The sequence below is a fragment of the Sphingomonas sp. AC522 genome (genome assembly GCF_979258125.1).
This window is the reverse complement of the sequence record NZ_OZ409836.1, coordinates 1199957-1223920: the sequence shown is the minus strand read 5'-3', so window position 1 is coordinate 1223920 and position 23964 is coordinate 1199957. Positions and strand designations below refer to the sequence as shown.

At 64.9% G+C, this 23964-nt stretch carries 23 protein-coding genes; 18 read left to right on the top strand and 5 right to left on the bottom strand.

All coding sequences use genetic code 11. The features are described from left to right. Positions 1 to 3 precede the first annotated feature (3 nt). A complete protein-coding gene (locus tag ACZZZM_RS06220; protein WP_463594237.1) occupies positions 4 to 885 on the bottom strand; it encodes an AraC family transcriptional regulator in 882 nt (293 codons plus the stop codon). Between the two features lie 277 nt (positions 886 to 1162). Here ACZZZM_RS06220 and ACZZZM_RS06215 point away from each other — a divergent pair, with 277 nt between their 5' ends. The 3 genes from ACZZZM_RS06215 to ACZZZM_RS06205 are packed head-to-tail and all read left to right on the top strand — an operon-like array spanning position 1163 to position 5724. Then, positions 1163 to 2140 carry a quinone-dependent dihydroorotate dehydrogenase gene (locus tag ACZZZM_RS06215; RefSeq protein WP_463594236.1) on the top strand — a complete coding sequence of 326 codons (978 nt, stop codon included), beginning with the start codon at positions 1163 to 1165 and terminating at the stop codon, positions 2138 to 2140. Between the two features lie 46 nt (positions 2141 to 2186). Continuing rightward, positions 2187 to 3902: a gamma-glutamyltransferase gene (gene ggt, locus ACZZZM_RS06210; protein WP_463594235.1), complete on the top strand. Its 1716-nt coding sequence runs from the start codon at positions 2187 to 2189 to the stop codon at positions 3900 to 3902. Positions 3903 to 3939: 37 nt separating this feature from the next. Next, a complete protein-coding gene (locus ACZZZM_RS06205; protein ID WP_463594234.1) occupies positions 3940 to 5724 on the top strand; it encodes an AMP-dependent synthetase/ligase in 1785 nt (594 codons plus the stop codon). A gap of 95 nt (positions 5725 to 5819) precedes the next feature. Here the strand turns inward: ACZZZM_RS06205 and ACZZZM_RS06200 are convergent, their stop codons facing one another. Further along, the gene (locus ACZZZM_RS06200) at positions 5820 to 8696 is read right to left on the bottom strand and encodes a M16 family metallopeptidase (RefSeq protein ID WP_463594233.1); all 2877 of its coding nucleotides are present in this window, start codon (positions 8694 to 8696) and stop codon (positions 5820 to 5822) included. A gap of 189 nt (positions 8697 to 8885) precedes the next feature. Between ACZZZM_RS06200 and ACZZZM_RS06195 the strand changes: the two genes are divergently transcribed. The 8 genes from ACZZZM_RS06195 (at position 8886) to miaB (ending at position 14570) form a co-directional block, all read left to right on the top strand. Continuing rightward, positions 8886 to 9458, top strand: a complete 573-nt coding sequence (locus tag ACZZZM_RS06195) for a NifU family protein (protein ID WP_463594232.1) — start codon at positions 8886 to 8888, stop codon at positions 9456 to 9458. Beyond that, positions 9458 to 10051 (top strand): malonic semialdehyde reductase, encoded by a 594-nt coding sequence (locus ACZZZM_RS06190; protein WP_463594231.1) that lies wholly within the window; start codon positions 9458 to 9460, stop codon positions 10049 to 10051. Before ACZZZM_RS06195 ends, ACZZZM_RS06190 begins: the two co-directional genes overlap by 1 nt. A gap of 4 nt (positions 10052 to 10055) precedes the next feature. Beyond that, positions 10056 to 10688: a tRNA (adenosine(37)-N6)-threonylcarbamoyltransferase complex dimerization subunit type 1 TsaB gene (tsaB, locus tag ACZZZM_RS06185; protein ID WP_463594230.1), complete on the top strand. Its 633-nt coding sequence runs from the start codon at positions 10056 to 10058 to the stop codon at positions 10686 to 10688. Beyond that, on the top strand, positions 10685 to 11167 hold the full coding sequence (locus ACZZZM_RS06180; protein WP_463594229.1) for a GNAT family N-acetyltransferase: 483 nt from the start codon (positions 10685 to 10687) through the stop codon (positions 11165 to 11167). The genes tsaB and ACZZZM_RS06180 overlap by 4 nt, the downstream gene beginning before the upstream one ends. 118 nt (positions 11168 to 11285) lie before the next feature. Then, entirely contained in the window at positions 11286 to 11699 is a 414-nt protein-coding gene (locus ACZZZM_RS06175; RefSeq protein WP_463594228.1) for a Ros/MucR family transcriptional regulator, read from the top strand. A 119-nt stretch (positions 11700 to 11818) separates the two neighbouring features. After that, complete coding sequence (locus tag ACZZZM_RS06170; protein WP_187729742.1) at positions 11819 to 12241, top strand: Fur family transcriptional regulator; 423 nt, start codon at positions 11819 to 11821, stop codon at positions 12239 to 12241. Next, positions 12213 to 13094: a lysophospholipid acyltransferase family protein gene (locus ACZZZM_RS06165; protein ID WP_463594227.1), complete on the top strand. Its 882-nt coding sequence runs from the start codon at positions 12213 to 12215 to the stop codon at positions 13092 to 13094. Before ACZZZM_RS06170 ends, ACZZZM_RS06165 begins: the two co-directional genes overlap by 29 nt. Before the next feature lie 141 nt (positions 13095 to 13235). Next, positions 13236 to 14570: a tRNA (N6-isopentenyl adenosine(37)-C2)-methylthiotransferase MiaB gene (gene miaB / locus ACZZZM_RS06160; RefSeq protein ID WP_463594226.1), complete on the top strand. Its 1335-nt coding sequence runs from the start codon at positions 13236 to 13238 to the stop codon at positions 14568 to 14570. Here the strand turns inward: miaB and ACZZZM_RS06155 are convergent. Further along, entirely contained in the window at positions 14567 to 15415 is an 849-nt protein-coding gene (locus ACZZZM_RS06155; protein WP_463594225.1) for a hypothetical protein, read from the bottom strand. The two genes, miaB and ACZZZM_RS06155, sit on opposite strands and share 4 nt — an antisense overlap. Before the next feature lie 279 nt (positions 15416 to 15694). Here ACZZZM_RS06155 and ACZZZM_RS06150 point away from each other — a divergent pair, with 279 nt between their 5' ends. From ACZZZM_RS06150 to ACZZZM_RS06135, 4 genes are read left to right on the top strand one after another with little or no spacing between them, the layout of a single operon-like run. Then, positions 15695 to 16702: a PhoH family protein gene (locus tag ACZZZM_RS06150; RefSeq protein WP_463594224.1), complete on the top strand. Its 1008-nt coding sequence runs from the start codon at positions 15695 to 15697 to the stop codon at positions 16700 to 16702. A gap of 47 nt (positions 16703 to 16749) precedes the next feature. Further along, entirely contained in the window at positions 16750 to 17259 is a 510-nt protein-coding gene (gene ybeY / locus ACZZZM_RS06145; protein WP_463594223.1) for an rRNA maturation RNase YbeY, read from the top strand. Positions 17260 to 17267: 8 nt separating this feature from the next. Further along, positions 17268 to 18191 carry a hemolysin family protein gene (locus tag ACZZZM_RS06140; RefSeq protein WP_463594222.1) on the top strand — a complete coding sequence of 308 codons (924 nt, stop codon included), beginning with the start codon at positions 17268 to 17270 and terminating at the stop codon, positions 18189 to 18191. Continuing rightward, positions 18188 to 19600: a PQQ-dependent sugar dehydrogenase gene (locus tag ACZZZM_RS06135; RefSeq protein ID WP_463594220.1), complete on the top strand. Its 1413-nt coding sequence runs from the start codon at positions 18188 to 18190 to the stop codon at positions 19598 to 19600. Before ACZZZM_RS06140 ends, ACZZZM_RS06135 begins: the two co-directional genes overlap by 4 nt. Before the next feature lie 85 nt (positions 19601 to 19685). Here ACZZZM_RS06135 and ACZZZM_RS06130 read toward each other — a convergent pair whose 3' ends face one another. Next, positions 19686 to 19988, bottom strand: coding sequence for a polyhydroxyalkanoic acid system family protein (locus ACZZZM_RS06130; RefSeq protein WP_463594219.1), 303 nt, complete (start codon positions 19986 to 19988; stop codon positions 19686 to 19688). A 72-nt stretch (positions 19989 to 20060) separates the two neighbouring features. Here ACZZZM_RS06130 and ACZZZM_RS06125 point away from each other — a divergent pair, with 72 nt between their 5' ends. After that, a complete protein-coding gene (locus tag ACZZZM_RS06125; RefSeq protein ID WP_463594218.1) occupies positions 20061 to 20528 on the top strand; it encodes a hypothetical protein in 468 nt (155 codons plus the stop codon). Between the two features lie 3 nt (positions 20529 to 20531). Here the strand turns inward: ACZZZM_RS06125 and ACZZZM_RS06120 are convergent, their stop codons facing one another. Next, positions 20532 to 20948: a VOC family protein gene (locus ACZZZM_RS06120; protein WP_463594217.1), complete on the bottom strand. Its 417-nt coding sequence runs from the start codon at positions 20946 to 20948 to the stop codon at positions 20532 to 20534. A gap of 154 nt (positions 20949 to 21102) precedes the next feature. On the opposite strand from ACZZZM_RS06120, the gene lnt reads away from it, so the two are divergent. After that, a complete protein-coding gene (gene lnt / locus ACZZZM_RS06115) occupies positions 21103 to 22632 on the top strand; it encodes an apolipoprotein N-acyltransferase (RefSeq protein WP_463594216.1) in 1530 nt (509 codons plus the stop codon). Between the two features lie 73 nt (positions 22633 to 22705). Further along, complete coding sequence (gene metK / locus ACZZZM_RS06110) at positions 22706 to 23917, top strand: methionine adenosyltransferase (RefSeq protein ID WP_463594215.1); 1212 nt, start codon at positions 22706 to 22708, stop codon at positions 23915 to 23917. The last annotated feature ends 47 nt before the right edge of the window (positions 23918 to 23964 follow it).

The window sequence follows — 23964 nt, the reverse complement described above, 5'->3', positions numbered from 1 at the left end:
GGGCTAGCGGCGCCTCAGGTCAACCGATTCGGGAATCACGTCGGGCAGGAAATGGAACGTCTCGTTATCGAGCGTCAGCGCCAGCACCGGATCGATCTCCGAGCGCAGCGTGGTCGGGGTGTGGCCGGTGAAGTGGCGGATCTCGTTGATCATGTGCGATTGATCGGAGAACGGCCCAACCACGTCCTCCACTCGCTGGCCCTGATAGATGCGCATCGCCGCGCCGATTGCACGGAACTTCCGGCGCAGATGCGCGGGAGACCCCGCGAAATATTCGTTGCACAACCGCTGGACCTGGCGCTCTCCGATATTCGATTTGGCGCGGATCAGGGCATAGAGCTTGTCGAGCGCAGGATCGCCGCTCGCCGCCCATTCGCGGACTGCACCCAGGAACACCAGATGCGCCTTGGGCACTGGCTTCACTTCATATTGGCGCATCTGAAGCAGCGGCTCGATTGCGGCGATCATCTCGTCGAGCGTGGTCATCCCGCGCAGCCGCTCAAGCAGCAGTGGCGCCTGTTCGCAGAACAGCTTCTCGCCATCGACAATGTGATCGGAAACCTTGTCGGCAGACAGGCCGATCAGCGCCTTCCAGCCGATCGCGCGCAGCGACACGCCGAAACAGTGGAAGGGCCCGTTGATCCGGTATCGCGCCGCGGCGGTGCCGGGCCCGTTGACCATGATCGGCCTTGTGGCCTCGACATGCCCATCGGGGAAAGTAACATGGCCTTCGCCGCGGATCATGAAGCGCAATTGCCCCAAATCCACGCGTTCAACGCCGATCACGTCCTGAGCTTCATGCCGGAACAGATAGTAGGATTCGACATGCGGCATCAGCGAGCCGGCCGCCTTGCGGAACTCGATCTGCGGCACGGGCGCGTCCATTACGTCCGGCTCTTCCGCCTTTCGATTGATTGCGCCCCGCATCCCCGAGTTTGCCCCCTGCTTATCCCGCATTTCTGTGGTGAGGCTAAAGCGATTGAATGCAATAGAAAAGTGGCCCGACCAGCAAGCTGATCGGGCCAAAAGTAAAGGATCCCCCCGTTTGAAGCGGGACCCTCGGGTCGCAAGATCCTGCTACGCGGTTACGCCGGCAGGGTATTGTACGAAACCGACATACGCCTTTTGACGGAGGGGAAAGCGGGTGCGAAAGGCATTTGCGATGTCCTTTCCCTTCCGTTCCGCCCTGTTCGCGCTCGACGCTGAACGCTCCCACCGCGCCGCGATCCGCGCACTCGCTCTATGGGGATCGGTCGGCGCGCCTTTCGCATCCGATACGGACAGGGATGGCGGCGTGACCGTCGCCGGGATCCACTTCCCCAATCGAGTCGGGCTGGCAGCGGGGCTCGACAAGGACGCGGAGGCGATTGCGGGGCTGTTCGGCCTGGGATTCGGCGCCGTCGAAGTCGGCACGCTGACTCCCCGCGCGCAGGCGGGCAACCCCAAGCCGCGCCTGTTCCGGCTGACCGAAGACCAGGCCGTGATCAACCGGATGGGCTTCAACAATCACGGGATCGACGCGGCGCTCGCGCGCATCGCCAAGCTGCCGCGGCGCAAGGGCGTGCTCGGCATCAATGTCGGCGCGAACAAGGACAGCACCGACCGGGTCGCCGATTATGCGCTGGGCGTAAGCAAGGCGGCGGCGCATGCCGATTACATCACCATCAATGTGAGTTCGCCCAACACGCCCGGGCTGCGCGACCTGCAGTCGCGGCCGGCGCTCGACGAATTACTGGCGGCTGCAGATGCCGCGCGTGCCGGCACGCCCTTGTTTCTCAAGATCGCCCCAGACCTTGATCGCGCGGGGCTGGAAGGTGCAATCCGCGCGGCGATCGACAATAGGGTGGACGCGCTGATCGTATCGAACACCACGATTTCGCGGCCCCCGTTGCAATCGAGCTTCGCCGAAGAGGCAGGCGGGCTTTCGGGAGAGCCGCTGCGCGCGCTTGCTTTCGCCAAGCTCATCGAAGCGCGGGAAATCTCGGACGGGCAACTGCCCCTGGTCTCGGCCGGCGGGATCGACAGCGGCGACGAGGCCCGGCGCCGCGTGGATGCTGGCGCGAGCCTCATCCAGATCTACTCGGCCTTGGTCTATAAGGGACCGGGACTGGTCCGTGAAATCGCGCGGGCGCTCAGCTGACGTTGCGTCTTTGCCGCGTCTGCAAACCGGGCTACGGCTGAGCGCCATGAAAAGATTGTTCGTCGTGATCATTGCGTTGCTGCTGCCCTCGTCGGCGCTGGCGCAAGGCGTAGTGAGTGCCGCCGACCCGCGCGCCGCAGCTGCCGGAGTCGAGATCCTCGCCAAGGGCGGCAGCGCAACGGATGCGGCGATCGCAACGATGCTCGCGCTCAATGTCGTCGAGCCGCAAAGCGCGGGCATCGGCGGCGGCGCATTCTTTGTCCAATATGATTCGAAGCGGAGGCGCACGACCACGATCGACGGGCGCGAGGCCGCGCCGATGGCGGCGACGCCGCGCTGGTTCTACGGCCCCGACGGCAGGCCGCTCGGCATCCGTGAAGCGATCCCCGGCGGGCGCAGCGTCGGCGTTCCGGGCACGCTGCGAGCAATGGCCAAGGCGCACCGCCGCGCCGGTAAGCTGCCCTGGGCAAGCCTGTTCGAACCAGCGATCCGCTTGGCGCGCGACGGTTTCGAGGTCTCGCCGCGGCTCAACAACGCGCTCACCCAATATGGCCAGCATGTCGATTCCGCCATCCGCGTGATCTTCTTTGCCGATGGCAAGCCGCTCGCCGTCGGCACCCGCGTCCGCAATCCCGAGCAGGCCGCATTGTTTGAGCGCACCGCCAAGCTTGGTCCGGACAGCTTCTATGTCGGCCCGCAGGCCCAAAAGCTGGTTTCGGCCGTCAACGGCGCTCCGCGCAATCCCTCGCAAATGACGCTCGGCGATCTGGCAGCCTATGATGCCAAGGAGCGCCCGGCGCTGTGCGGCAAATATCGCGGGCACAAAATCTGCTCGATGGGGCCGCCTTCGTCGGGCGGGATCACCGTGCTGATGATCCTCAAGCAGCTCGAGCGCTATGACATGGCAGCGCTGGGCAAGGATTCGGCGACAGCCTGGCACCTTTTCGCCGAAAGCTCGCGGCTCGCTTATGCCGATCGGGACTTGTACCTGGGCGATCCGGATTTCGTGAAGGTCCCGCTCAAGGGCCTGCTCGATGCGAAGTACCTCGCCGGCCGCTCGGCGCTGATCGACGCAAAAGGCACGATGGCGATCGTCTCCGCGGGCACGCCCCCCGGCGCGCCGCAGCGCGAACGCGCCCCGGTCAGCGAAGTCGCGGGAACCACTTCGCTCAGCGTTGCCGATGGCAAGGGCAATATCGCGCAGGTGACCACGACGATCGAAAGCTCGTTCGGATCGGGCGTCTCGATCGACGGTATCCTTCTCAACAATGAGCTCACCGACTTCGACATCGTGCCCGAAAAGGCTGGCTATCTCGTCGCCAACCGAGTCGAGGGCGGCAAGCGTCCGCGCAGCTCGATGGCGCCGACGATCGTCTACGGCCCCGATGGCAAGGTGCGGATCGCAGTCGGCGCGGCCGGCGGGTCGACGATCATCGCCCAGGTCGCCAAGGCGCTGATCGGCGTGATCGACTGGAAGCTCTCGGCGCAGGACGCCGTCGGTCTCGGCCTGCTCTATGCCCCCGGTCCTGTCGCCACTGCGGAACGGGGCACGCAACTCGACGCGATGATCCCGGCGCTTCAGGCGCTGGGCGAGAAGGTCCAGTCGGGTCCGCTCGGGCTCAAGGCCAATGCTGTCGAGCTGGTCAACGGCGTCTGGGGCGGCGCTGCCGATCCGCGCAGCGAAGGGGTGGTAATGTATCAGGATGGACGCGTGACGAAGATCGTGCGGGCCGGCGCGCAGCCGAACCGCCCGGCGGAATAACAGGGACGCGGCACAAGCCGCGCTCGGAGGGAGACGGATGCGTAAGCTCGAACGATTCGAAAATCTGGTCGCGATGTTCTTTTCACGCGCGCAGGAAAAGGGCGACAAGCCGTTCCTGTGGCACAAGACCGGAGGCGCCTGGCACCCGACCAGCTGGGCCGAGGCCGCACGCCAGGTCGCCAGCCTCGCCGCGGCGTTCAATGCGCTCGGCCTCAAGCGCGGCGACCGGATCATGCTGGTCAGCGAGAACCGCCCCGAATTCTGCATTACCGATCTCGCGATCATGGCCGCAGGCTGCATCACCGTGCCGACCTACACCACCAATACAGAGCGCGATCACCAGCACATCATCGAGAATTCTGGCGCCTGCGCCATCGTCGTCTCGACCACCAAGCTCGCCAAGACGCTATTGCCTGCGGCGATCCGTGCCTCGTCGGCGCGGATGATCATTGGCATCGACGAAGTCCGCATCGGCCAACAGGGCGCGCTCGACTTCCACGACTGGCACGATCTGATCGCCAATCACGACACGCCGGCAAGCGAAGGCGCCGCGAAGGCGACCTTCTCTCGTGAGGACACTGCCTGCATCATCTATACGAGCGGCACCGGCGGAAGCCCGCGCGGGGTGATGCAGCATCACGGCGCCATCCTCCATAATGTCGAAGGCTGCTGCTCGGTGATTTCCGAGGATTTCGGCTGGGACGAGGAAGTGTTCCTCAGCTTCCTACCGCTCAGCCACGCGTATGAGCATACCGGTGGCCAGTTCTTCCCGATCGGGCTGGGTGCTGAAATCTATTATTCGGAAGGGCTGGAGAAGCTCGCCTCTAACATCGAGGAAGTGCGCCCGACGCTGATGGTCGTCGTTCCGCGCCTGTTCGAAGTGCTGCGCACGCGGATCACCAAAGCGGTCGAGAAGCAGGGCAAGCTATCGGCCTATCTGCTCGATCGCGCGGTTGCGATCGGTGCCAAGCGCGCCGCGGGCGGCGTCCCGCTCCACGATCAGCCGATGAACCTGATCCTCAAGGCGGCGCTGCTGCCCAAGATCTCGAAGAAGTTCGGCGGGCGGATCAAGGCGATGGTCTCGGGCGGGGCACCGCTCAATCCCGAGGTCGGCAATTTCTTCACCTCGCTGGGGCTGACCTTCCTCCAGGGCTATGGCCAGACCGAAAGCGCGCCGGTGATCTCGTGCAATCGGCCCAAGGCGGGGCTCAAGATGGATACGGTCGGGCCGCCACTCGATGGCGTCGAGGTTCGCATTGCCGGGGATGGCGAGATATTGGTGCGCGGCGAACTCGTTATGCATGGCTATTGGCGCAACGAGGAAGAGACCGCGCGCGTCCTCAAGGACGGCTGGCTGCATACCGGCGATATCGGGCTGATCGACGCCAAGGGCCGCATCCAGATCACCGATCGCAAGAAGGATATCATCGTCAACGACAAGGGCGACAATGTCGCGCCGCAAAAGGTCGAGGGGATGCTGACGTTGCAAAGCGAGATCGTCCAGGCGATGATCGCCGGCGACAAGCGCCCCTATATGACCGCGGTGATCGTGCCCGATCCCGAATGGACGCAGGAATGGTGTGCGCGGTCGGGCGCCAAGTGCAATTTCCGGGAGCTTGCACACGACCCCGATTACAAGGCGGCGCTGGGCGCGGCAGTCGAGCGCGTGAACAAGGACCTTTCGGTGATCGAGCGGGTCCGCAAGTTCATCATCGCCGATGGCCCGTTCACGATCGAGAATGAGCAGCTCACACCCAGCCTGAAGATCCGCCGCCATGTGCTGAAGCAGGCCTATGGCGAGCGGCTGGACGCGTTGTACTGATGGAGCGTCATCCCCGCGAAAGCGGGGACCCAGAGCCGCGAAGGGTGCGGCCCGACAAGTTTGAGTCCCCGCTTTCGCGGGATGACATTATCCGATCACTTCCCCGGCACGACGACCATCGACCAATCCTTGGCCGGCACCAGATATTTCGCCGCCAGCGCCTGGATTTCGGCAGGCGTGGTCAGCGCTAGATCCTGGGCGATGGTGTTGACCGCCTCGATCCGCGCCGGATCCTGCGTGCCGCCTTCAACCAGGCGCATCCAGAACATGTTGCCGCTCGACTGACGCATCAGCAATTGCTTGAGCGGCGTCAGCGCGCGATCGAGTTCGTCGGCTTCGACCGGCTTGGCGACGAGATCGGCGGCGATCCCGCGGGCGAGCTTGAAGAAGAAGTCGGTCTTGTCCGGCGGCACCATGCCGAGCGCGAGCATCTTGCCGCCCGCGGCCATGCCGACCGGCCATTGGCTGACCACCGAAGGCGAGTAGCTGATCCCGGCCTGGCTGCGGAGTTGGTCCATCAGCCGATCGCGGAAGATCGCCGAGAGCACTTCGAGCTTGCGGCTCTCGGTGATGCCGGCGCTGCCCCCGCCCGTCGGCCAGGCGATCACAGCCGCGGCCTGATCCTTTTTTCCAGTATGCGTGCGCACCACCGGCTTGGCGACGTGCGCCGGGAATTTGACCGGCGGCGGCGTGACCTTGCTCGCCGGGCGCGGCTTGAGCGTTCCGAAAGTGGCGGCGACGGCGTCAACGGTCTCGTTCGCGTCCATATCGCCGAAGATTGATATCTCGATCGGACCACTCGCCAGCAGCGGCTCCCAGAGCTTGCGGAACGACGCAGGCGTGATCGTCTCGATCGTCGCGCGCGGGGGGATGCCCCAGCGCGGGTCGCCCGAATGGAGCAGCGATTCGAGATCACGCGAAACCACTGCGTCGGGCGAAGAGGAGAGCCCGGCATAGCCGGCGAGGATCGCGGCGCGGGCGCGGACCACCGGATTGGGATCCCAGCCCGGCGCGGCCAGCTTGGTAGCGAACAGCTTCAGCTGGTCGGCAAGATCGGCCTTAGTCGTTTGCGCCGCGAGCACGAAGGCATCGTCATCGATCGCGAAATCGAGCCCGATCTGGCGGCGCCCGGTCAGCGCGTCGAGCTCTTCCTGCCCATAGCTTCCGACGCCGCTTGCCATCAGCGCAGGCTCGCCGGCCCAGGCCGGGGTCTGGCGATTGGCCGGAAGCGCGTTGAGCCCACCGCCGAAGCGGACACGGACATAGACTTTGCCCGTCTCCGACTGGTCCTGCCGCATCAGCAGCTTGATGCCGTTGGAGAAGGTCACCTGGTCGATCTGCGCGGCCTGGAGCACGGTCTGGCGAAGCGCGACGATGCCGGGCTCGCCCAATTTGGGCAGCGCATCGAAGCTGACATCGCCGACAAACTTGCGATTGCCGGCAGCCGCGACATTGGCTGAAAGCGCCGCGGCGACCTTAGTCACCACATTGGCGTCGGGAGCGTGGATGTTGACTAAGGCGCGGGTCGCAGTGCCTTCGAAGACCTTCTTGGAGGCAGCCAGCACATTCTCGGGCGTGAAGAACTTGCCCTCGATCGCGCCCTTGAGGATGTCATAGCTCGCTTCGGGCGTGGTCACGGTCTCATTGATATCGACGGCTTCGGCGAGATCTTCGGCAATCTTGGCGCCGGCCTCGACCGGGGCAGTGTTGATGCGCTGCTTGAACGCGGCTTCGATCTCGGCGACTTCGCGGTCGATCTCGGCCTGAGTCGGCGGGGTTTCCTGCGCATCAGCGATGACGGCGCGCACGTCGCGCAACGCAGCTTCCCAATCCTCGCCGGCGGGAAGTATCTGCACCGTCGTCATATTGGCCGAGCGAGCGATGTCCGAGAGATCGGCGCCGGCGCCGAGGAAAGTGCCACCGGTGCGTGCGCGCGTTTCCAGGCGGCGATTGATGATGCGGATCGCGACCAGGTCGATCATCCGCTTTTGATTGAAGATCACCGTGTCGGAAAACACTGTCCAGGGGCGCACCGTAGTCATGGTAACGATCGGCGGGATCGCCGGTTCGACGATGCTCGCGGCCACCGGATGCCCGGTGGAGGGCTTGCCGAAATCGGGAGTCTCCGGCGCCGGGCCGGTGCCCTGCCAGCCGGAAAAATGCTTTACGACCATCTGCTCGAGGATCGCCGGATCCATATCACCGATTACGATGACGGTGGCGCGCTCGGGGCGGTACCAGCGCTGGTGGAAGGCCTTGACCGTGTCCGCGGTCGAGCCGGTCAGTGTCTCGACGGTGCCGATCGGCTCGCGCTGCGCCAGTGGCTGGCCGGCAAAGATCAGATCGAGCTGCGCATCCTGGAGCCGCACCTGGGGCCCCGGCTGTTCGCGTTGCTCGGCGAGCACCACCGGACGCTCGGCATTGAGCGCCTCCGGCGTGATCGCGGGACCGGACATCATGCCCGAAAGGATCTTGAAGCTCTCGTCCAGGCCCGTGCTGGTCGCCATCGGCAAGTCGAGCTTGTAGGTGGTCGCAGTGAAGGTCGTGCTCGCGTTCGAATCCGAGCCGAAGGTCACGCCGAGCCGCTGCCAGACGCGCTTCGATTCGCCATCGGGCACGTGCACCGAGCCGCGAAACGACAGATGCTCGAGCAGATGCGCGAAGCCCCGTTCGCTATCCCGCTCCATCAACGACCCGACATCCATGCGCACGCGCACCGAGACCTGCCCCGGCGGCACGCCGTTCTTGCGAACCGCATAGCGCACGCCATTGGGCAGGCGCCCGAACTTCCAGGCATCGTCATGGACAAGATCGCTGCCCTTGTAGAGCCAGGGATCGTCGGCGGTCTGGACCGGACGGGGTGCGGCTTGGGGTGCGGTTTGCGGCGCAGTCTGCGCCTGGAGGGCGACCGGGGCTGCGAGCGTGACGAGGGCGAGGAAGGCGAAATGCGGCAAGCGCTGGAAAAGGGGCATGCGGCCTCATCTAGTGTCGTTGCCGCCGCCATGCCAGCGCGCACCTTTCGCGCAGGTGTACGAGACGATGCCTCCGCGCGGCCTGACCTTCTTAAGCCCCTCTTCAGGGGACGGACTAAGTAATGACTGCAACCCTCCGTTTCCCCGGGCCCGCTTGATCCGCGCGCCTCCAAGCGCCACATGCGCGTCATGCTGATCGAGACCGAACCCACGCCCAACCCGGCGACGCTCAAATTCCTGCCCGGCCGCGCCGTGATGGAAGCAGGCACGCGCGACTTCGCAACGCCCGAGGAAGCCGAAGCCTCGCCGCTCGCCGAGGCTCTGTTCGGGCTCGGCGACGTCACCGGCGTGTTCTTCGGGCGCGACTTCATTTCGGTGACCGCGGCGCCCGGCGTCGAATGGCGCGGGCTCAAGCCCGATGTGCTCGGCATCCTGCTCGACCATTTCAGTGCGAACATGCCGCTGTTCCACGCGCCCTCGGCCGGGTTCAGCGTGCCCGCCGAAAGTCAGGATTTCGGCGACGATCCCGCGGACGCCGAGATCGTCGAGCAGATCAAGGAACTGATCGAGACGCGCATCCGCCCCGCGGTCGCCAATGACGGCGGCGACATCGTCTATCGCGGGTTCGACGCAGGCAAGGTCTATCTCCAGATGCAGGGCGCGTGCGCGGGCTGCCCGTCCTCGAGCGCGACGCTCAAGAACGGCATCGAGCAATTGCTCAAATATTACGTCCCAGAAGTAACCGAAGTGAGAGCAGTATAATGGCGAAGCCCCTCGACGACGACGCACTCGACCGCCTGTTCCGCGCCACGCGCACCGCCAATGGCTATACCGACGAGCCGGTGAGCGAGGCCGAGATCCGCGCGATCTACGACTTGCTCAAGATGGGGCCGACGTCGGCCAACCAGCATCCCGCGCGCTTCGTCTGGCTGACCAGCCAGGAATCGAAGGACAAGCTCGCCGAATTGTCGAGCGGCACCAACGGCGCCAAGATCCGCAAGGCACCCGCGGCCGTGATCATCGGGATGGACCTCGCCTTCAACGAGCAACTCCCCTGGCTCTTCCCGCATGCGCCGACCGCCAAGGACTGGTTCGGCGACGAAGCAAACCGCTACACCCATGCCTTCCGCAATTCATCGCTGCAGGGCGGATATTTCATTCTCGCGGCGCGCGCACTGGGCCTCGATACCGGTCCGATGTCGGGCTTCGACAACGCCAAGGTTGACGCGGAGTTTTTTGCCGACCAGCCCAATGTCCGGTCCAATTTCATTTCGACGATCGGGCATGCCGACCCCAGCACCATCTTCGAGCGGCTTCCCCGCCCCGAATTCGAGCGCTTCAACCGCGTCCTCTAGCCACGTGCGCACGCTCGTCATCGAAACCGCCACCGCCGCCTGTTCGGTCGCGCTGATCGAGGGCGGTCGCGTGATCGCCAATGCGCATGAAGTGGTGGGCCGCGGGCATGCCGAGCGACTGGTCCCGATGATCGCCGCGCTTCCCGATCAGGGCCGTGCGGCACGCATCCTGGTCGATGTCGGGCCGGGCAGCTTCACCGGCGTTCGCGTCGGCCTCGCCGCGGCGCGCGGGCTGGCGATCGGCTGGGGGGCGGAGGTTGTCGGCTATTCGTCGCTCGCGCTGATCGCAGCGGCGCGTTTCGCCGCGGAACCCGCCTGCCAGCGCCTTGCCGTCGTGCTCGAAGGCGGGCACGGTGAGGTCTTCATGCAGATTTTCCGGGCTTTCCCCTTCGTCGCGGATGCGCCGCTGCGCTCGCTCGCACCAGATGCCGCGCTCGATGCGATTGCCGACCTGCCGGCGATCGGCAGCGGGGTTCGCCGCCTGGCTGAGATTACACCCGACCGCGCATTCGCCGAGGCCTGGCCCAATGCGATCGATGCGCGGTTGCTCCCGGACGAATTCACCGCTCTGCTCCCCAGCCCGATCTATGGCCGCGCGCCCGATGCCAAGACGCTGGCCGAGCGGGGCCTGGCATGAGCAGCGTCCTCAACCACAGCGAATTGCGCGAAGGCGGGGTCCATGATCTGCCGCAGGTTGCGGCGATCATGCAGGACGCGTTCGATCCGCGCTTCGGCGAAGCCTGGACCAGCGCGCAATGTATGGGAATGCTGTCGCTCCCCGGCGTGTGGATGGTCGTCGCCAGCCTTGGCGACATGGATTCGGGCTTCGCACTGGCGCGTCTCGCCGCCGATGAAGTCGAGTTGCTGTTGCTCGCCACGCGGCCCGCGGCGCGGCGCCGCGGCGTCGGCGGGGCACTGCTCCGCGCAGTGATGGCCGAGGCGCAGGCGCGCGGCGCCGCCAAAATCCACTTGGAGGTACGCTCGGGAAACGATGCGGTGGAGTTATACCGTCGCGAAGGTTTCGCAAAGGTCGGGGAGCGCCGCGATTACTATCGCGGCAAGGCTAATCAGTTATTTGACGCTCACACTTATGCTCGCAACCTGAACTCTGGTTAATCTATTCACGAATTTTACGTCAAAGTGCGGTTAATCGCTTGCCTTGCAACCGAAATGGACCGATACGGCCTTTCGAGGCGGCACTGAAAGTCGCTCTAAATGGGTCGAAAGGAATATCATGGACACGATGTCGGAAATTCAGGAAACGTTGGTCACCCTGACCGCGGACATTGTTGCGGCGCATGTCAGCAACAATAGCGTCGCCGTTTCCGATCTTCCGGTGCTGATCCAGAACGTCCACGGCGCGCTGGCCGGCCTGGGCGCCGCGGCTGCCGAGCCCGAAGTGAAGCAGGAGCCGGCGGTTTCGATCCGTTCGTCGATCAAGCCCGATTTCATCGTCTGCCTGGAAGACGGCAAGAAGCTCAAGATGCTCAAGCGCCACTTGATGACGCACTATCAGATGACTCCCGAGCAGTATCGCGCCAAGTGGAACCTGCCGGCCGACTATCCGATGGTCGCTCCCAACTATGCCGAGCAGCGCCGCACCCTCGCCAAGAAGATCGGCCTGGGCACCAAGCGCCGCAAGCGGTAATTCAAAATCCCTCCCCGCCCTGCAAGAGAGGGAAGCGGGGGTGGGTTAGAAAAGGCGGAGGCTTCATGCCTCCGCCTTTTCTGTTTGCGGCGCGCCTAGGAGGCCCCTAAACCTCGCTCATGCCCCGCAAGATCGATCTCGAAGCCCTGTGCCACGAAAAGGGCCTGCGCATCACCGAGCAGCGCAAAGTGATCGCGCGCGTGCTGTCGGATGCGGAAGACCATCCCGATGTCGAGAAGGTCTATGAGCGCGCCTCGGCGATCGACCCCGGCATTTCGATTGCCACGGTCTATCGCACCGTCCGGCTGTTCGAAGAGGCCGGTATCCTCGACCGCCACGATTTCGGCGACGGCCGGGCGCGCTACGAACCCGCCCCCGAGGCGCATCATGACCATCTGATCGACGTCGAGACCGGGCGCGTGATCGAATTCGTCGATCCCGAGCTCGAACTGCTCCAGAAGCAGATCGCCGAGCGCCTGGGCTTCCGGCTCGTCGACCACCGCATGGAATTGTATGGCGTTGCCCTCGACCGCAAATCGTAGGGAGCAAGCGGCAGCTGGCCTGCCCTATCCGCTGACCGCCGTCGAAAAGCTGCGCGTCGCAGGCCGCGTCTTCCTGCTCCTGCTGCTGATCCTCACGCATGTGCCGATGCATTATCTGTGGCGGCTGCTGCACCTGCCCTCGGCATGGCCGCGCTGGTTCCTGGGCCGCGTCGGCTGGATCGTGGGCGCGCGGGTTCGCAAGATTGGCGTGCCGCTGCGCCGCGACGTCTTCTACGTCGCCAATCATCTCAGCTGGATCGACATCCTCGCGCTTGGCGGCGCGAGCGGTACGGCGTTCATCGCCAAGGCCGAGCTCGCCCAGGCGCCGCTGGTCGGCTGGCTCGCAGGGCTCAATCGCACCGTCTACGTCAAGCGCGAGAACCGGCTCGGAGTTGCCGAGCAGATCAACGATTTGCGGCTCGCGCTCGAGGACAATTGGGCGGTCACCATTTTCCCCGAGGGCACGACCACCGACGGCCAGTCCCTGCTGCCTTTCAAGACGCCAATGCTGCGCGTGCTCGAGCCCCCGCCCGCCGGGGTGATGGTCCAGCCCGTCCTGCTCGATTACGGCGCCGTCGCCGAGGAGATCGGCTGGATCGGCGAGGAAAGCGGCCTGGTCAACGCTAAGCGCATTCTGGCGCGCAAGGGCAGCTTCCGCCTCGACATCCACTTCCTCGAGCCCTTCCTCCCCTCCGATTTCCCCGGCCGCAAGGCGATCGCCGCGGAGAGCCGGCGGCGGATCGAAGCCGAATTGCTCGAGACGCTGGGCAAGCCACTCCGCGACTTCGCGCATACGGTGGATGCGGTGCGCTATTCGGGCACGGCCGTTTCAGAGAGTCCGCCTCAGCCCTAAGCGGTCACCCCAGCCTTGTGTCTGGGTCCATCGGGCGGCTGGGCAAGACGCCGACCTTTTTTCCGGTGTTTGCGGATGGCTGGCCCCCGGCACAAGGCCGGGGTGACGGAGAAAGGGACTGGCGCTATACGCCCGCGCATCATGAACGTCCCCAAATCCCCCAAGACCTTCCATGTCAAGTCGTTCGGCTGCCAGATGAACGTCTATGACGGCGAGCGCATGGCCGAGTTGATGACTGCTCAAGGGCTCACTGCGACCGACGATGCCAGTGCCGCAGATCTCGTCGTGCTTAACACTTGCCACATCCGCGAAAAGGCCACCGAGAAAGTCTATTCGGACATCGGCCGCATCCGGAAGCATGCGCTCCGCGACCACAATAACGATCCGATGATCGCCATCGCCGGCTGCGTCGCTCAGGCCGAAGGCGAGGAGATCGTTCGCCGCGCAAAGGTGGACGTCGTGGTCGGCCCCCAGGCCTATCACAACTTGCCCGCGCTGGTGGCCCAAGCCGCGCGCGGCGAATCCGCGCTCGATACCGACATGCCAGCGCTCAGCAAGTTCGGCGCGCTCCCCGCCCGCCGCAAGGTCGCGCCGGGCGCGTTCCTCACCGTGCAGGAAGGCTGCGATAAATTCTGCACCTATTGCGTCGTGCCCTATACGCGCGGCGCCGAAGTGAGCCGGCCCTTCGCCGCGATCCTCGACGAGGCCAAGGCGCTGGTCGATGCCGGCGCGCGCGAGATCACGCTGCTCGGGCAGAACGTCAATGCCTGGGACGACGAGACCGGCACTGGCCTCCACGGCCTGATCGCAGCGCTCGACCGTATCCCCGATCTCGCCCGCATCCGCTACACCACCAGCCATCCCAACGACATGCGCGAAGGCCTGATCCGCGCGCATGCCGAAGTCGAGAAGCTGATGCCGTTCCTGCATTTGCCCGTGCAGTCAGGCAGCGATCGCGTGCTCAAGGCAATGAACCGCAGCCACACCCGTGACAGCTATCTCCGCATCCTCGACCGCGTCCGTGCCGCTCGCCCGGATATTGCGCTCTCCGGTGATTTCATCGTCGGTTTCCCCCACGAGAGCGAAGCCGAGTTCGCCGAGACTTTGAGCCTGGTCGATGCCGTCGGCTATTCGCAGTGCTTCAGCTTCAAATACAGCCCCCGCCCCGGCACCCCTGCGGCGGAAATGACGGACGGCTTCATTGTGCCCGAAGTGATGGACGAGCGCCTGCAGCGCCTCCAGTCCGCGCTCAATCGCGACCAAGCCGCATTCAATGCGCGTACGTTCGGCAAGACCTGCCAGGTCCTGATCGAGCGCAAGGGCAAGCTCCCCGGCCAGATGCTCGGCAAGTCGCCCTGGCTCCAGTCCGTCCATGTCATGACCGACGCCGCGATCGGCGATCTGGTCGAAGTCGAGATCGTCCGCGCCGACCCCAATTCGCTTGCGGGCGTCGAGCGCGTGAAGGTCGCGGCCTAGCCGAAATACTCGCAGCTCGCCTGGCTGCCCAAGGTGAAGCTGTTATTGCTCTTCAGATTGCGCCCGCTCATCCCGCCTAGCGCGCCGCCACTGAAGGTGACGTTGGTGCCGTTGATGGCATAGCTGCCTGCCGCGCCATAGGCGTCGGTATAGCTGCCCAGCCCGGTGATGTTGAATTTCAGCCCCGCCATGATCCGTCCGCCGGAACCGTAACAGGCATATTCGCCGGCGCGCAGGCTGCTGCCCGGTCCGGGGCCGGGACGCGCTGCGACCTCGGGCTGCGGTGCCGGCCCGGTCTGGCCGGTTGCTGGGCGAATGCCATTCTCGTTATTATGGACCAGATAAGTGCCGGCCCCACGCGACAGCGCCGGATAGGCCGGGCAGCGCACGCGAATCAGCTGGCGGCCGTCGATCATCTGGATCTCGCTCACCGTGCACGGCACCCAGTGCTTGCTCGCCTCGAGCTCGACCGGCTGCCCGACAAAATAAGGTCCGTCAGCGCCAGTTTCCGGCGCGGCAGCTTGGGGCATCGGTGCGGGGGCTACAGCAGCCGGCGCGGCGGGCGCCGGTGGCACAATCTTGCGCACCCCGGTCGAATCCATCGATTCGGTATAGACCCCGCCGCCCCTGCTATATCCGGCGCCCTGATAGGGCTCGCAGCGCATCCGCATTACATGCTCGGCCGATCCGGGATCGGTCACGACGCATTTCTGCCAGTGATTGCCGCTCGCCTTGAGCTCGACCTGATCGCCGACCTGATAGGGGGACTCCTGAGCATTGGCGCAGCCCGTGCTTACGAGCAGCGCAGTGCTCAAAGTCGCGCAGAACTTGATCGCCGAAGTCATGATGTTTCCCTCTCATTCGCAAACCGCGTTTGCGCATAGATCGGCAAAACACTGAATCATTGGATATTCTGGCCAAAATAGGGACCAGCCCTGTGCCCAGAAAACCTCACTTCACAGCTTTCGCGGGATCGCGGCCGAATTCGCTGTCCTGTTGGAATCGGCTCTGCCAATCTCCACATCGCACATGCGCCACGGAACCACCCGCTCCGCTTCCGGTTACGCCCACACGGGCCGCGCACGCACTTTGCATCTTCGCACAGATCAGCCCGAAAGGACCGCATGAGCCGCAAGCCTGTCCAAGCCCAGTCGGGCGAACGCTCCCGTACCGAGGTTACGTTCGACAAGCCCCAGCTCCTGCCGCAGCTCTTCGGCGAGTTCGACAGCAATCTTCTCGCGATCGAGGAGCGCCTTGGGGTCTATATCCATGCCCGGGGTCAGAAGGTGCAGATCGAGGGCTCGGCCGAGGCCGTCGCGCACACGCGCGAAGTGCTTCAGGAGCTTCACAGCCGTGTCATCCGCGGCGAGGAAATCGATACCGGGCTGATCGAGGCGGTGATCGCCATGTCGAGCGAGCCGATGTTTACCGGCATCGTCAAGGCGGATGCCGGCGGCAGCACCCAGCCGCCCGGGATCATGATCCGCACGCGCAAGAAGACGATCGTCCCGCGTTCGGCGATGCAGACGCATTACATGCACGAGCTGGTCTCGAACGACATGATCTTCGCGCTGGGGCCGGCCGGCACCGGCAAGACCTATCTCGCCGTGGCCCAGGCTGTCGCGCAGTTGATCACCGGCAGCGTCCAGCGGCTGATCCTTTCGCGTCCAGCAGTCGAGGCTGGCGAGCGGCTCGGCTTCCTGCCCGGTGACATGAAAGAGAAGGTCGATCCGTATCTGCGCCCGATCTACGACGCGCTCTACGATTGCCTGCCCGCCGAGCAGGTCGAGCGGCGCATCGCCAGCGGAGAGATCGAGATCGCCCCGATCGCCTTCATGCGCGGCCGCACGCTGGCCGATGCCTTCGTCATCCTCGACGAAGCGCAGAACACCACGCCCGCCCAGATGAAGATGTTCCTCACCCGCTTCGGCCAGAACAGCCGGATGGTGATCTGCGGCGATCCCAACCAGACCGATTTGCCCGGCGGCCCTGCCGCGAGCGGGCTCAACGACGCAGTCAACAAGCTGGAGGGGATCGAAGGCATGTCGGTCGTGCGCTTCTCGACGCACGACGTCGTCCGCCACCCGATCGTCGGGCGGATCGTCATGGCGTATGAAGGGCCGAATGCTTGAGCCGCAACTTAGGCGCCTCCCTTTCAAGGGAGGGGAAGTAGAAAGCCATGCTTGACGTCGCGGCCTTGCCCGAATCCCCCTGGCCCGATCACGACTGGGAATCCCTCGCCCTGCGCGCTGCAGAGGCGGCGATCCGCCAGACGCCCTATAGCGAATGGCTCGGATGGCCGACTGCGATCGAGATCGCCGTGCGCCTCACCAGCGACGCCGAAGTCCACACCCTCAACAAGCAATACCGCCACAAGGACAAGCCGACCAACGTGCTGAGCTTCCCGATGGTCCAGCCCGATCTGCTCGAGACCGTCACCCAGAACAGCGACGATGGCGAAGTGCTGCTCGGCGATATCGTCCTTGCCCACGGCGTCTGCGCGGCCGAGGCGCTTGAGCGGCAAGTCAGTGTCGAGGACCATGCGACGCACCTGATTGTCCATGGGGTGCTGCATTTGCTAGGCTATGATCATCAGGGCGACGCCGAGGCCGATGCGATGGAGGATATGGAGCGCGCCGCGCTCGCCTCGCTCGGGCTGCACGACCCCTATATGATACGCGAGGACTGAACCGACCAATGCCCGAGGGCCAAAGTAGCACCGCCGACGCCGACACCAGCGAAGGCTCCAGTAGCAGCGGCGGGATATGGCGATCTCTGCGCACGCTCCTGTTCGGCGATGCCGAGGAGGAGTCGCTGCGCGACCGGCTCGAAGACGCGATCGACGAGCATGAGGAAGAAGGCGGCAAGGCGCCCGCGGGCGATCTCGCCCCGATCGAGCGCCAGATGCTGCGCAACCTCCTCCATTTCGGCGAGCGCGACGCCGGCGATGTCGGCGTGCCCCGTGCAGACATCATCGCAGTGGACGAAGAAACCAGCTTCGCCGATCTAGTGAAGCTCTTCGCCGAAGCCGGCCATAGCCGCCTGCCGGTCTATCGAGAGGCACTCGATACGGTGACCGGCATGATTCACATAAAGGACGTGTTCGCGATCCTCGCCGCCGGCGCGCCCTATCCGCCGACCCTCGCCGGGCTGATCCGCGAGCCGCTTTATGTGCCGCAATCAATGGGCGCGCTCGATCTGCTCGCCCAGATGCGCTCGACCCGCACGCATCTGGCAATCGTGCTCGATGAATATTCGGGCACGGACGGCCTCATCACGATCGAGGATCTGATCGAGGAAATCGTCGGCGAGATCGAGGACGAGCATGACGAGGCGCCCGCCGCCTTGCTGATCCCGATCGACGGCGGCGGCTGGGACGCCGATGCCCGCGCCGAGCTCGAGGATGTCGGTACTACGGTCGATCCGCGGCTGGCCGAAGTCGACGAAGATGTCGAGACGATCGGCGGCCTCGCCTTCGTGCTCGCCGGCCACGTCCCCCAGGCGGGCGAATGCCTGATCCATGACAGCGGCTGGAAACTCGAGATCGTCGACGCCGATTCGCGCCGCGTCACGCGTTTGCGCCTGCACCCCCCTGAGCAACTGGCGGAAGTCGAAGAATGAAACCCTGGCTCAAGATCACGCTCTCGGCGCTCGTCGTCATCGTCGTCATCGGTGGCGGGCTGGCTTATTGGATGAGCCGCCCCGATCTGGCGCGCGTCAGCGAGCTCGACACCAGCGGCCGCGCGCCGAAGATGACCGAGACCCGCACTCAGAATTTCCCGACGATCGCCGTCGCCAAGGCCACCGGCTGGCCGGGCGGCGCCAAGCCGGTTGCCGCCGCGGGGCTTCAGGTCGTCGCCTTCGCCGACAAGCTCGATCACCCGCGCTCGCTCTATCGCCTCGCCAATGGCGACGTGCTGGTCGCCGAGGCCAATTCGCCGCCGCGCGAAGGCGGGGGGATCACCGGCTGGGTGATGGGCAAGATGATGAAGAAGGCCGGTGCCGGCGTGCCCTCAGCCAACCGCATCACGCTGCTGCGCGACACCAACGGCGATGGCACCGCCGATCAGCGCTCGGTGCTGCTCGATGCCGCAGCCGGGCTTAATTCCCCGACCGGTATGGCCGTGGTCGGTGACTGGCTCTACGTCGCCAACACCGATGCCCTGGTCCGCTATCCCTTCAAGCCGGGCGAGACCAAAATCACTTCCAAGCCCGAGAAGATCGTCGCGCTCGCAGGCGGCGGCAATCACTGGGCGCGCAACCTGCTGGCATCGGCGGACGGCAAGAGCCTGTTCGTCGCAGTCGGCTCCTCGTCGAACATCGCCGAGAACGGCATCGAGGCCGAGGGCGCGGCGCTTTACGGCACCAATGGCCTGCCCTCGCAAATGGCCAAGCTCGGCGGCGCCACCGCCGGCGCGCGCGCCGCAATCCTCGAAGTAAACCCCGACACTAAGACCGCGCGGGTCTATGCCTGGGGTCTGCGCAATCCCAATGCGATGGCGTTTGAGCCGCATTCGGGCGCGCTTTGGACCGTGGTCAACGAGCGCGACATGCTTGGATCGGACATGCCGCCGGACTATCTGACCCAGGTCGATCTCGGCGCATTCTATGGCTGGCCATGGAATTATTGGGGCGGTTACGTCGACAAGCGCGTGACCCCCGAGCGCCCGGACCTGCGCCAATATACCCGCCGTCCCGATTTCGGGCTCGGCGCCCACACCGCCCCGCTCGGCCTGGTCTTCGCCACCGACGCCAAGCTCGGCGGCAATTATGCCAAGGGCGCATTCATCAGCCTCCACGGCTCGTGGAACCGCGAGCCGCCCTCGGGCTACAAGATCGTCTACGTCCCCTTCGGCGACAATGGCTATCCGGCCGCGGGCGCCAAGCCGGTCGATCTGCTCACCGGCTTCCTTGGCAAGGACGGCAAGACCGCACAGGGCCGCCCGGTCGGCGTGATCACCGACGCGACCGGCGCGCTGCTGGTGGCGGACGATGTCGGGAACACGATCTGGCGGGTGAGCGCGAAGTAAAGCCGTCATCCCGGCGAAAGCCGGGATCTCATACCTCGAGCCGTTCGCTGCTGCCTGAGACTCCGGCTTTCGCCGGGGTGACGGATTACTTCAGCAGCTTAGTCGCCCCGCTCGCCAATTTGTCGCGTATCTTCGCCGCAAACAAAGCCAGCATCGGCGGCAGGTCGACCTCGGCGTGCACCTTGTCCTCGAACACATCGAGCCGGCACCCGATCTTCTGCCCCATCGCGGCGACGCCGAAGTGCAGCGTATCCCCCTCCCAGCGCTGGTCGACGGTACCGCCGCCGGGGATCATATCGGCCAATTTGCCGACGCCACCGGCGATCCGCGCCCGTGCCGCCTCGCGGCCAAGCTTGTGCGGGATATCGACTTTCACCGGATCGGTCATGCTACGCGGCCACCTTGTCTATCTGCGGAAGTGTGAACTATTCTCGCCTATCAGATGGGGAGGGAGAGCGGCATGGCCAAGTCTTTGCGTATGATTGCGATCGGCGCGATAACCTGCATGTTGATCGGGGCCGCGAGCCCTCAGCAGCCAAATTTCGGCACGGCGGTGGCCGAGTGCCAGGGCGAATATGACTATGCCAATCTGCTCGCACCGAATGCCACAGGTGCCGGACACGATACCAAGGGCATCACCCTGTTCGGTTCGCCGGTCAAAACGCTGATTTCGAGCTATTCGAATGAGTATGACGAGGAGAGCTACTCCTATGCGAGCTATGTCGATGTCGACTATGCCACATTGCGCCGGAAGGCACTGGCGTTTCACGGCGCCACCGCTTGCTCGCAGGAAGTGGCGACGCCCGGAAGCCGCCATTGCGCAATCAAGATCGCAAGGCCGCGATCGGGCAAGAAGTTCGCAATCGTGCTGATGACGATCTACGAGCGCGCGCCCGGTGCCGAGGCGCGCTGCACGCTCAACCTTTAACGCTCATGTCGCAAACAGCATCGCATCATCGCCGAACGCCTTGAATTCCAATGCATTGCCGCTCGGATCGAGAAAGAACATCGTCGCCTGCTCGCCGACCTGGCCCTTGAAGCGGACATGCGGGGCGATGCCAAAGGGCACCCCCGCCGCCTCGACGCGCGCGGCCAGCGCTTCCCAGTCGGGCATCGTCAGCACCACGCCGAAATGCGGGACCGGCACGTGATGCCCGTCCACTTCGTTCGCCACTGCGACCGGCTTGGCGTTAGCGTCGAGATGGGCGACGATCTGGTGGCCGAACAAATCGAAGTCGATCCAATGCTCGGACGAGCGCCCTTCGGGACAGCCCAGCACGCCGCCATAGAATGCGCGGGCGGCGGCGAGGTCGTGGACGGGGAAAGCGAGGTGGAAGGGGCGAAGCATGGATAAGCCGTATCAGATTCTCCCTGGCACGGGGAGGTGGCACGCAAAGCGTGACGGAGGGGACTCTCCTCAGAGGACTTCGATGGCGCCCCCTCCACCAGCCTGCGGCTGGTCCCCCTCCCCGTACCGGGGAGGATCGGCTAAGGCACCCCCAATGCTCCGTTATCCCCTCATCCTCGCGCTTCTCGCAGGCCTGATCTCCGCCACCGGCTTCGCGCCGCTCAATATGTGGCCCCTCACCCCGGTCTGCTTCGCGCTGCTGCTTTGGCTCATTCACCAGGCCCCGAGCCTCAAGAGCGCATTGCTGCGCGGTTGGGTGTTCGGTGTCGGCCATTTCACCATCGGCAATAACTGGATCCAGCACGCCTTCGATTTCCAGGACAAGATGCCGCCTGTGCTCGGCTATTTCGCAGTGGTCCTGCTCGCGCTCTATCTGGCGATCTATCCGGCGATGACGTGCGGGCTGGCATGGCGTTTTCGTGCGGCCCGGCCGGATTTGCCGTTCGTCCTTGCCGCTGCCGGCGCGTGGATCGCCACCGAATATCTCCGCGCGACGATGTTCACCGGCTATCCGTGGAACCCGCTCGGCGTGATGTGGGTGCCGGTGCCCGGAGTCGCGCAACTGGCCGCATGGCTAGGCACCTATGCGCTGTCGGGCGTCGCCATCGCCGCGGCAGGCACGCTCACCCTCGCTGCGCGCCGCGACTTTCGCCCGCTGGCCGGGGCCGCAGTGGCGCTGGCAGGTCTGGCGCTGCTGCTCCACCCCAGCGCAGTCCAGCAGGACCCTACACGCCCGCATGTCCGCGTCGTCCAGCCCAATATCGGCCAGGAGCAATGGAACGATCCCGACGCCGCGCAGAAGGTGCTCGCCAAGCTCATCGCAAGGAGCGGCAACCCGGGCGAAACACCGCGGATGGTCGTCTGGCCCGAGGGCATGGTCGACTATTATGTCGAGGACAATTACCCGGACCGGCGTTTCTACTTCAAAGGTGATCCGCGCTGGGTCCGCGGGCGCATCGCGGCGATGCTCGGCCCCAGGGACATGGCGCTGATCGGCGGCAACGCGCTGTTCTTCGATAAGGCGGGCAAGCTCGGCGGCGCCGGCAACTCGGTCTGGCCGGTCGATCCTGCGGGCATGCTCGGCACGCGCTACGACAAGGCGCATCTGGTGCCTTACGGCGAATATCTGCCGATGCGGCCGCTGCTCGAGCCGCTGGGGCTCGCACGTCTGGTAATGGGCGACGTCGATTATGTGCCCGGCCCCGGCCCCGCCGCGATCCCTGTCCCCGGCTTCGGCAATGTCGGCGTGGCGATCTGCTACGAGATCATCTTCTCCGGCAGCATCGTCGATCGCGCGCACCGCCCCGATCTGCTGTTCAATCCCTCGAACGATGCCTGGTTCGGGGCCTGGGGCCCGCCCCAGCATCTCGCGCAAGCGCGGATGCGGGCGATCGAGGAAGGCCTGCCGATCCTGCGCGCAACTCCGACCGGCATCTCGGCGGTGATCGACGCCCATGGACGGCTGCTCGGGACGATCCCGCTGGGACAGGAAGGCGCGATCGAAATTCCGCTCCCTGCCCCGCTGCCGCCGACCTTGTTCGCAAGGCTCGGCAATTGGCTGGCGATTGCCGCCGCTTTGCTGTTCGCCGCTTCCGCCGTTGCGCTGCGGCGCCGTTCCCGCTAGAGGGCACATATAAGGAAAGCTTTATATGGCATGGCAACGGCCGGTTTTCCTTGCCCCAATCTAGAGGAAAATCATGCGTTCCAATTATCTCTTCACGTCCGAATCGGTTTCGGAAGGCCATCCCGACAAGGTCTCCGACCAGATTTCCGACGCCATCGTCGATCTGTTCCTGAGCAAGGATCCCGAGGCGCGCATCGCCTGCGAGACGCTCACCACCACCCAGCTCGTCGTCCTCGCCGGTGAAATCCGCGGCAAGGGCATCATGGACGAAGCCGGCAATTGGGCGCCCGGCGTGCGCGACGAAGTCGAGAAAACCGTCCGCGATACCGTCAAGCGCATCGGTTACGAGCAGGACGGCTTCCACTGGGAGACGCTGCGCTTCGAGAACAATCTGCACCCGCAGTCGGCGCACATTGCCCAGGGCGTGGACGCAGGTGGCAACAAGGACGAAGGCGCCGGCGATCAGGGCATCATGTTCGGTTACGCCGCCAATGACACGCCCGATCTGATGCCGGCGACGCTCTATTACAGCCACAAGATCCTCGAGCAGATGGCGGCCGACCGCCACTCGGGCGCCGCCCCATTCCTTGAACCTGACACCAAGAGCCAGGTGACTTTGCGCTACGAGGGCAGTAAGCCCGTCGCCGCCACCGCGATCGTAGTCTCGACCCAGCACGGCAAGGGCTATGACGAAGGCGACAAGGAAGCCGAGCTCCACAATTATGTGAAGTCGGTGATCGCCGGCGTCATCCCGGCGGAGCTGCTCAGCGACGAAACCGTCTATCACATCAACCCGACCGGCAGCTTCGAGATTGGCGGCCCTGACGGCGATGCCGGCCTCACCGGCCGCAAGATCATCGTCGACACCTATGGCGGCGCAGCCCCGCACGGCGGCGGCGCGTTCAGCGGCAAGGACCCGACCAAGGTCGACCGTTCGGCGGCGTACATCACCCGCTATCTCGCCAAGAACATCGTCGCCGCGGGCCTTGCCCAGCGCTGCACGATTCAGCTCGCTTATGCGATCGGCGTCTCCAAGCCGCTGTCGCTTTATGTTGACACCCACGGCACCGGCACCGTTGGCGACGACAAGATCGAAGAAGCGATCATGAGCATCGCCAAGCTCGGCGGCCTGACTCCGCGCGGCATCCGCACCCATCTCGGCCTCAACAAGCCGATCTACCAGAAGACCGCAGCCTACGGTCACTTCGGCCGCAAGGCCGAAGGCGACTTCTTCCCTTGGGAGAAGACCGATCTGGTCGAGGATCTCAAGGCCGCTCTGGCCTGATCTTCCGATAAGCGAATGAATGGGCCGGGAGAGCGATCTCCCGGCCT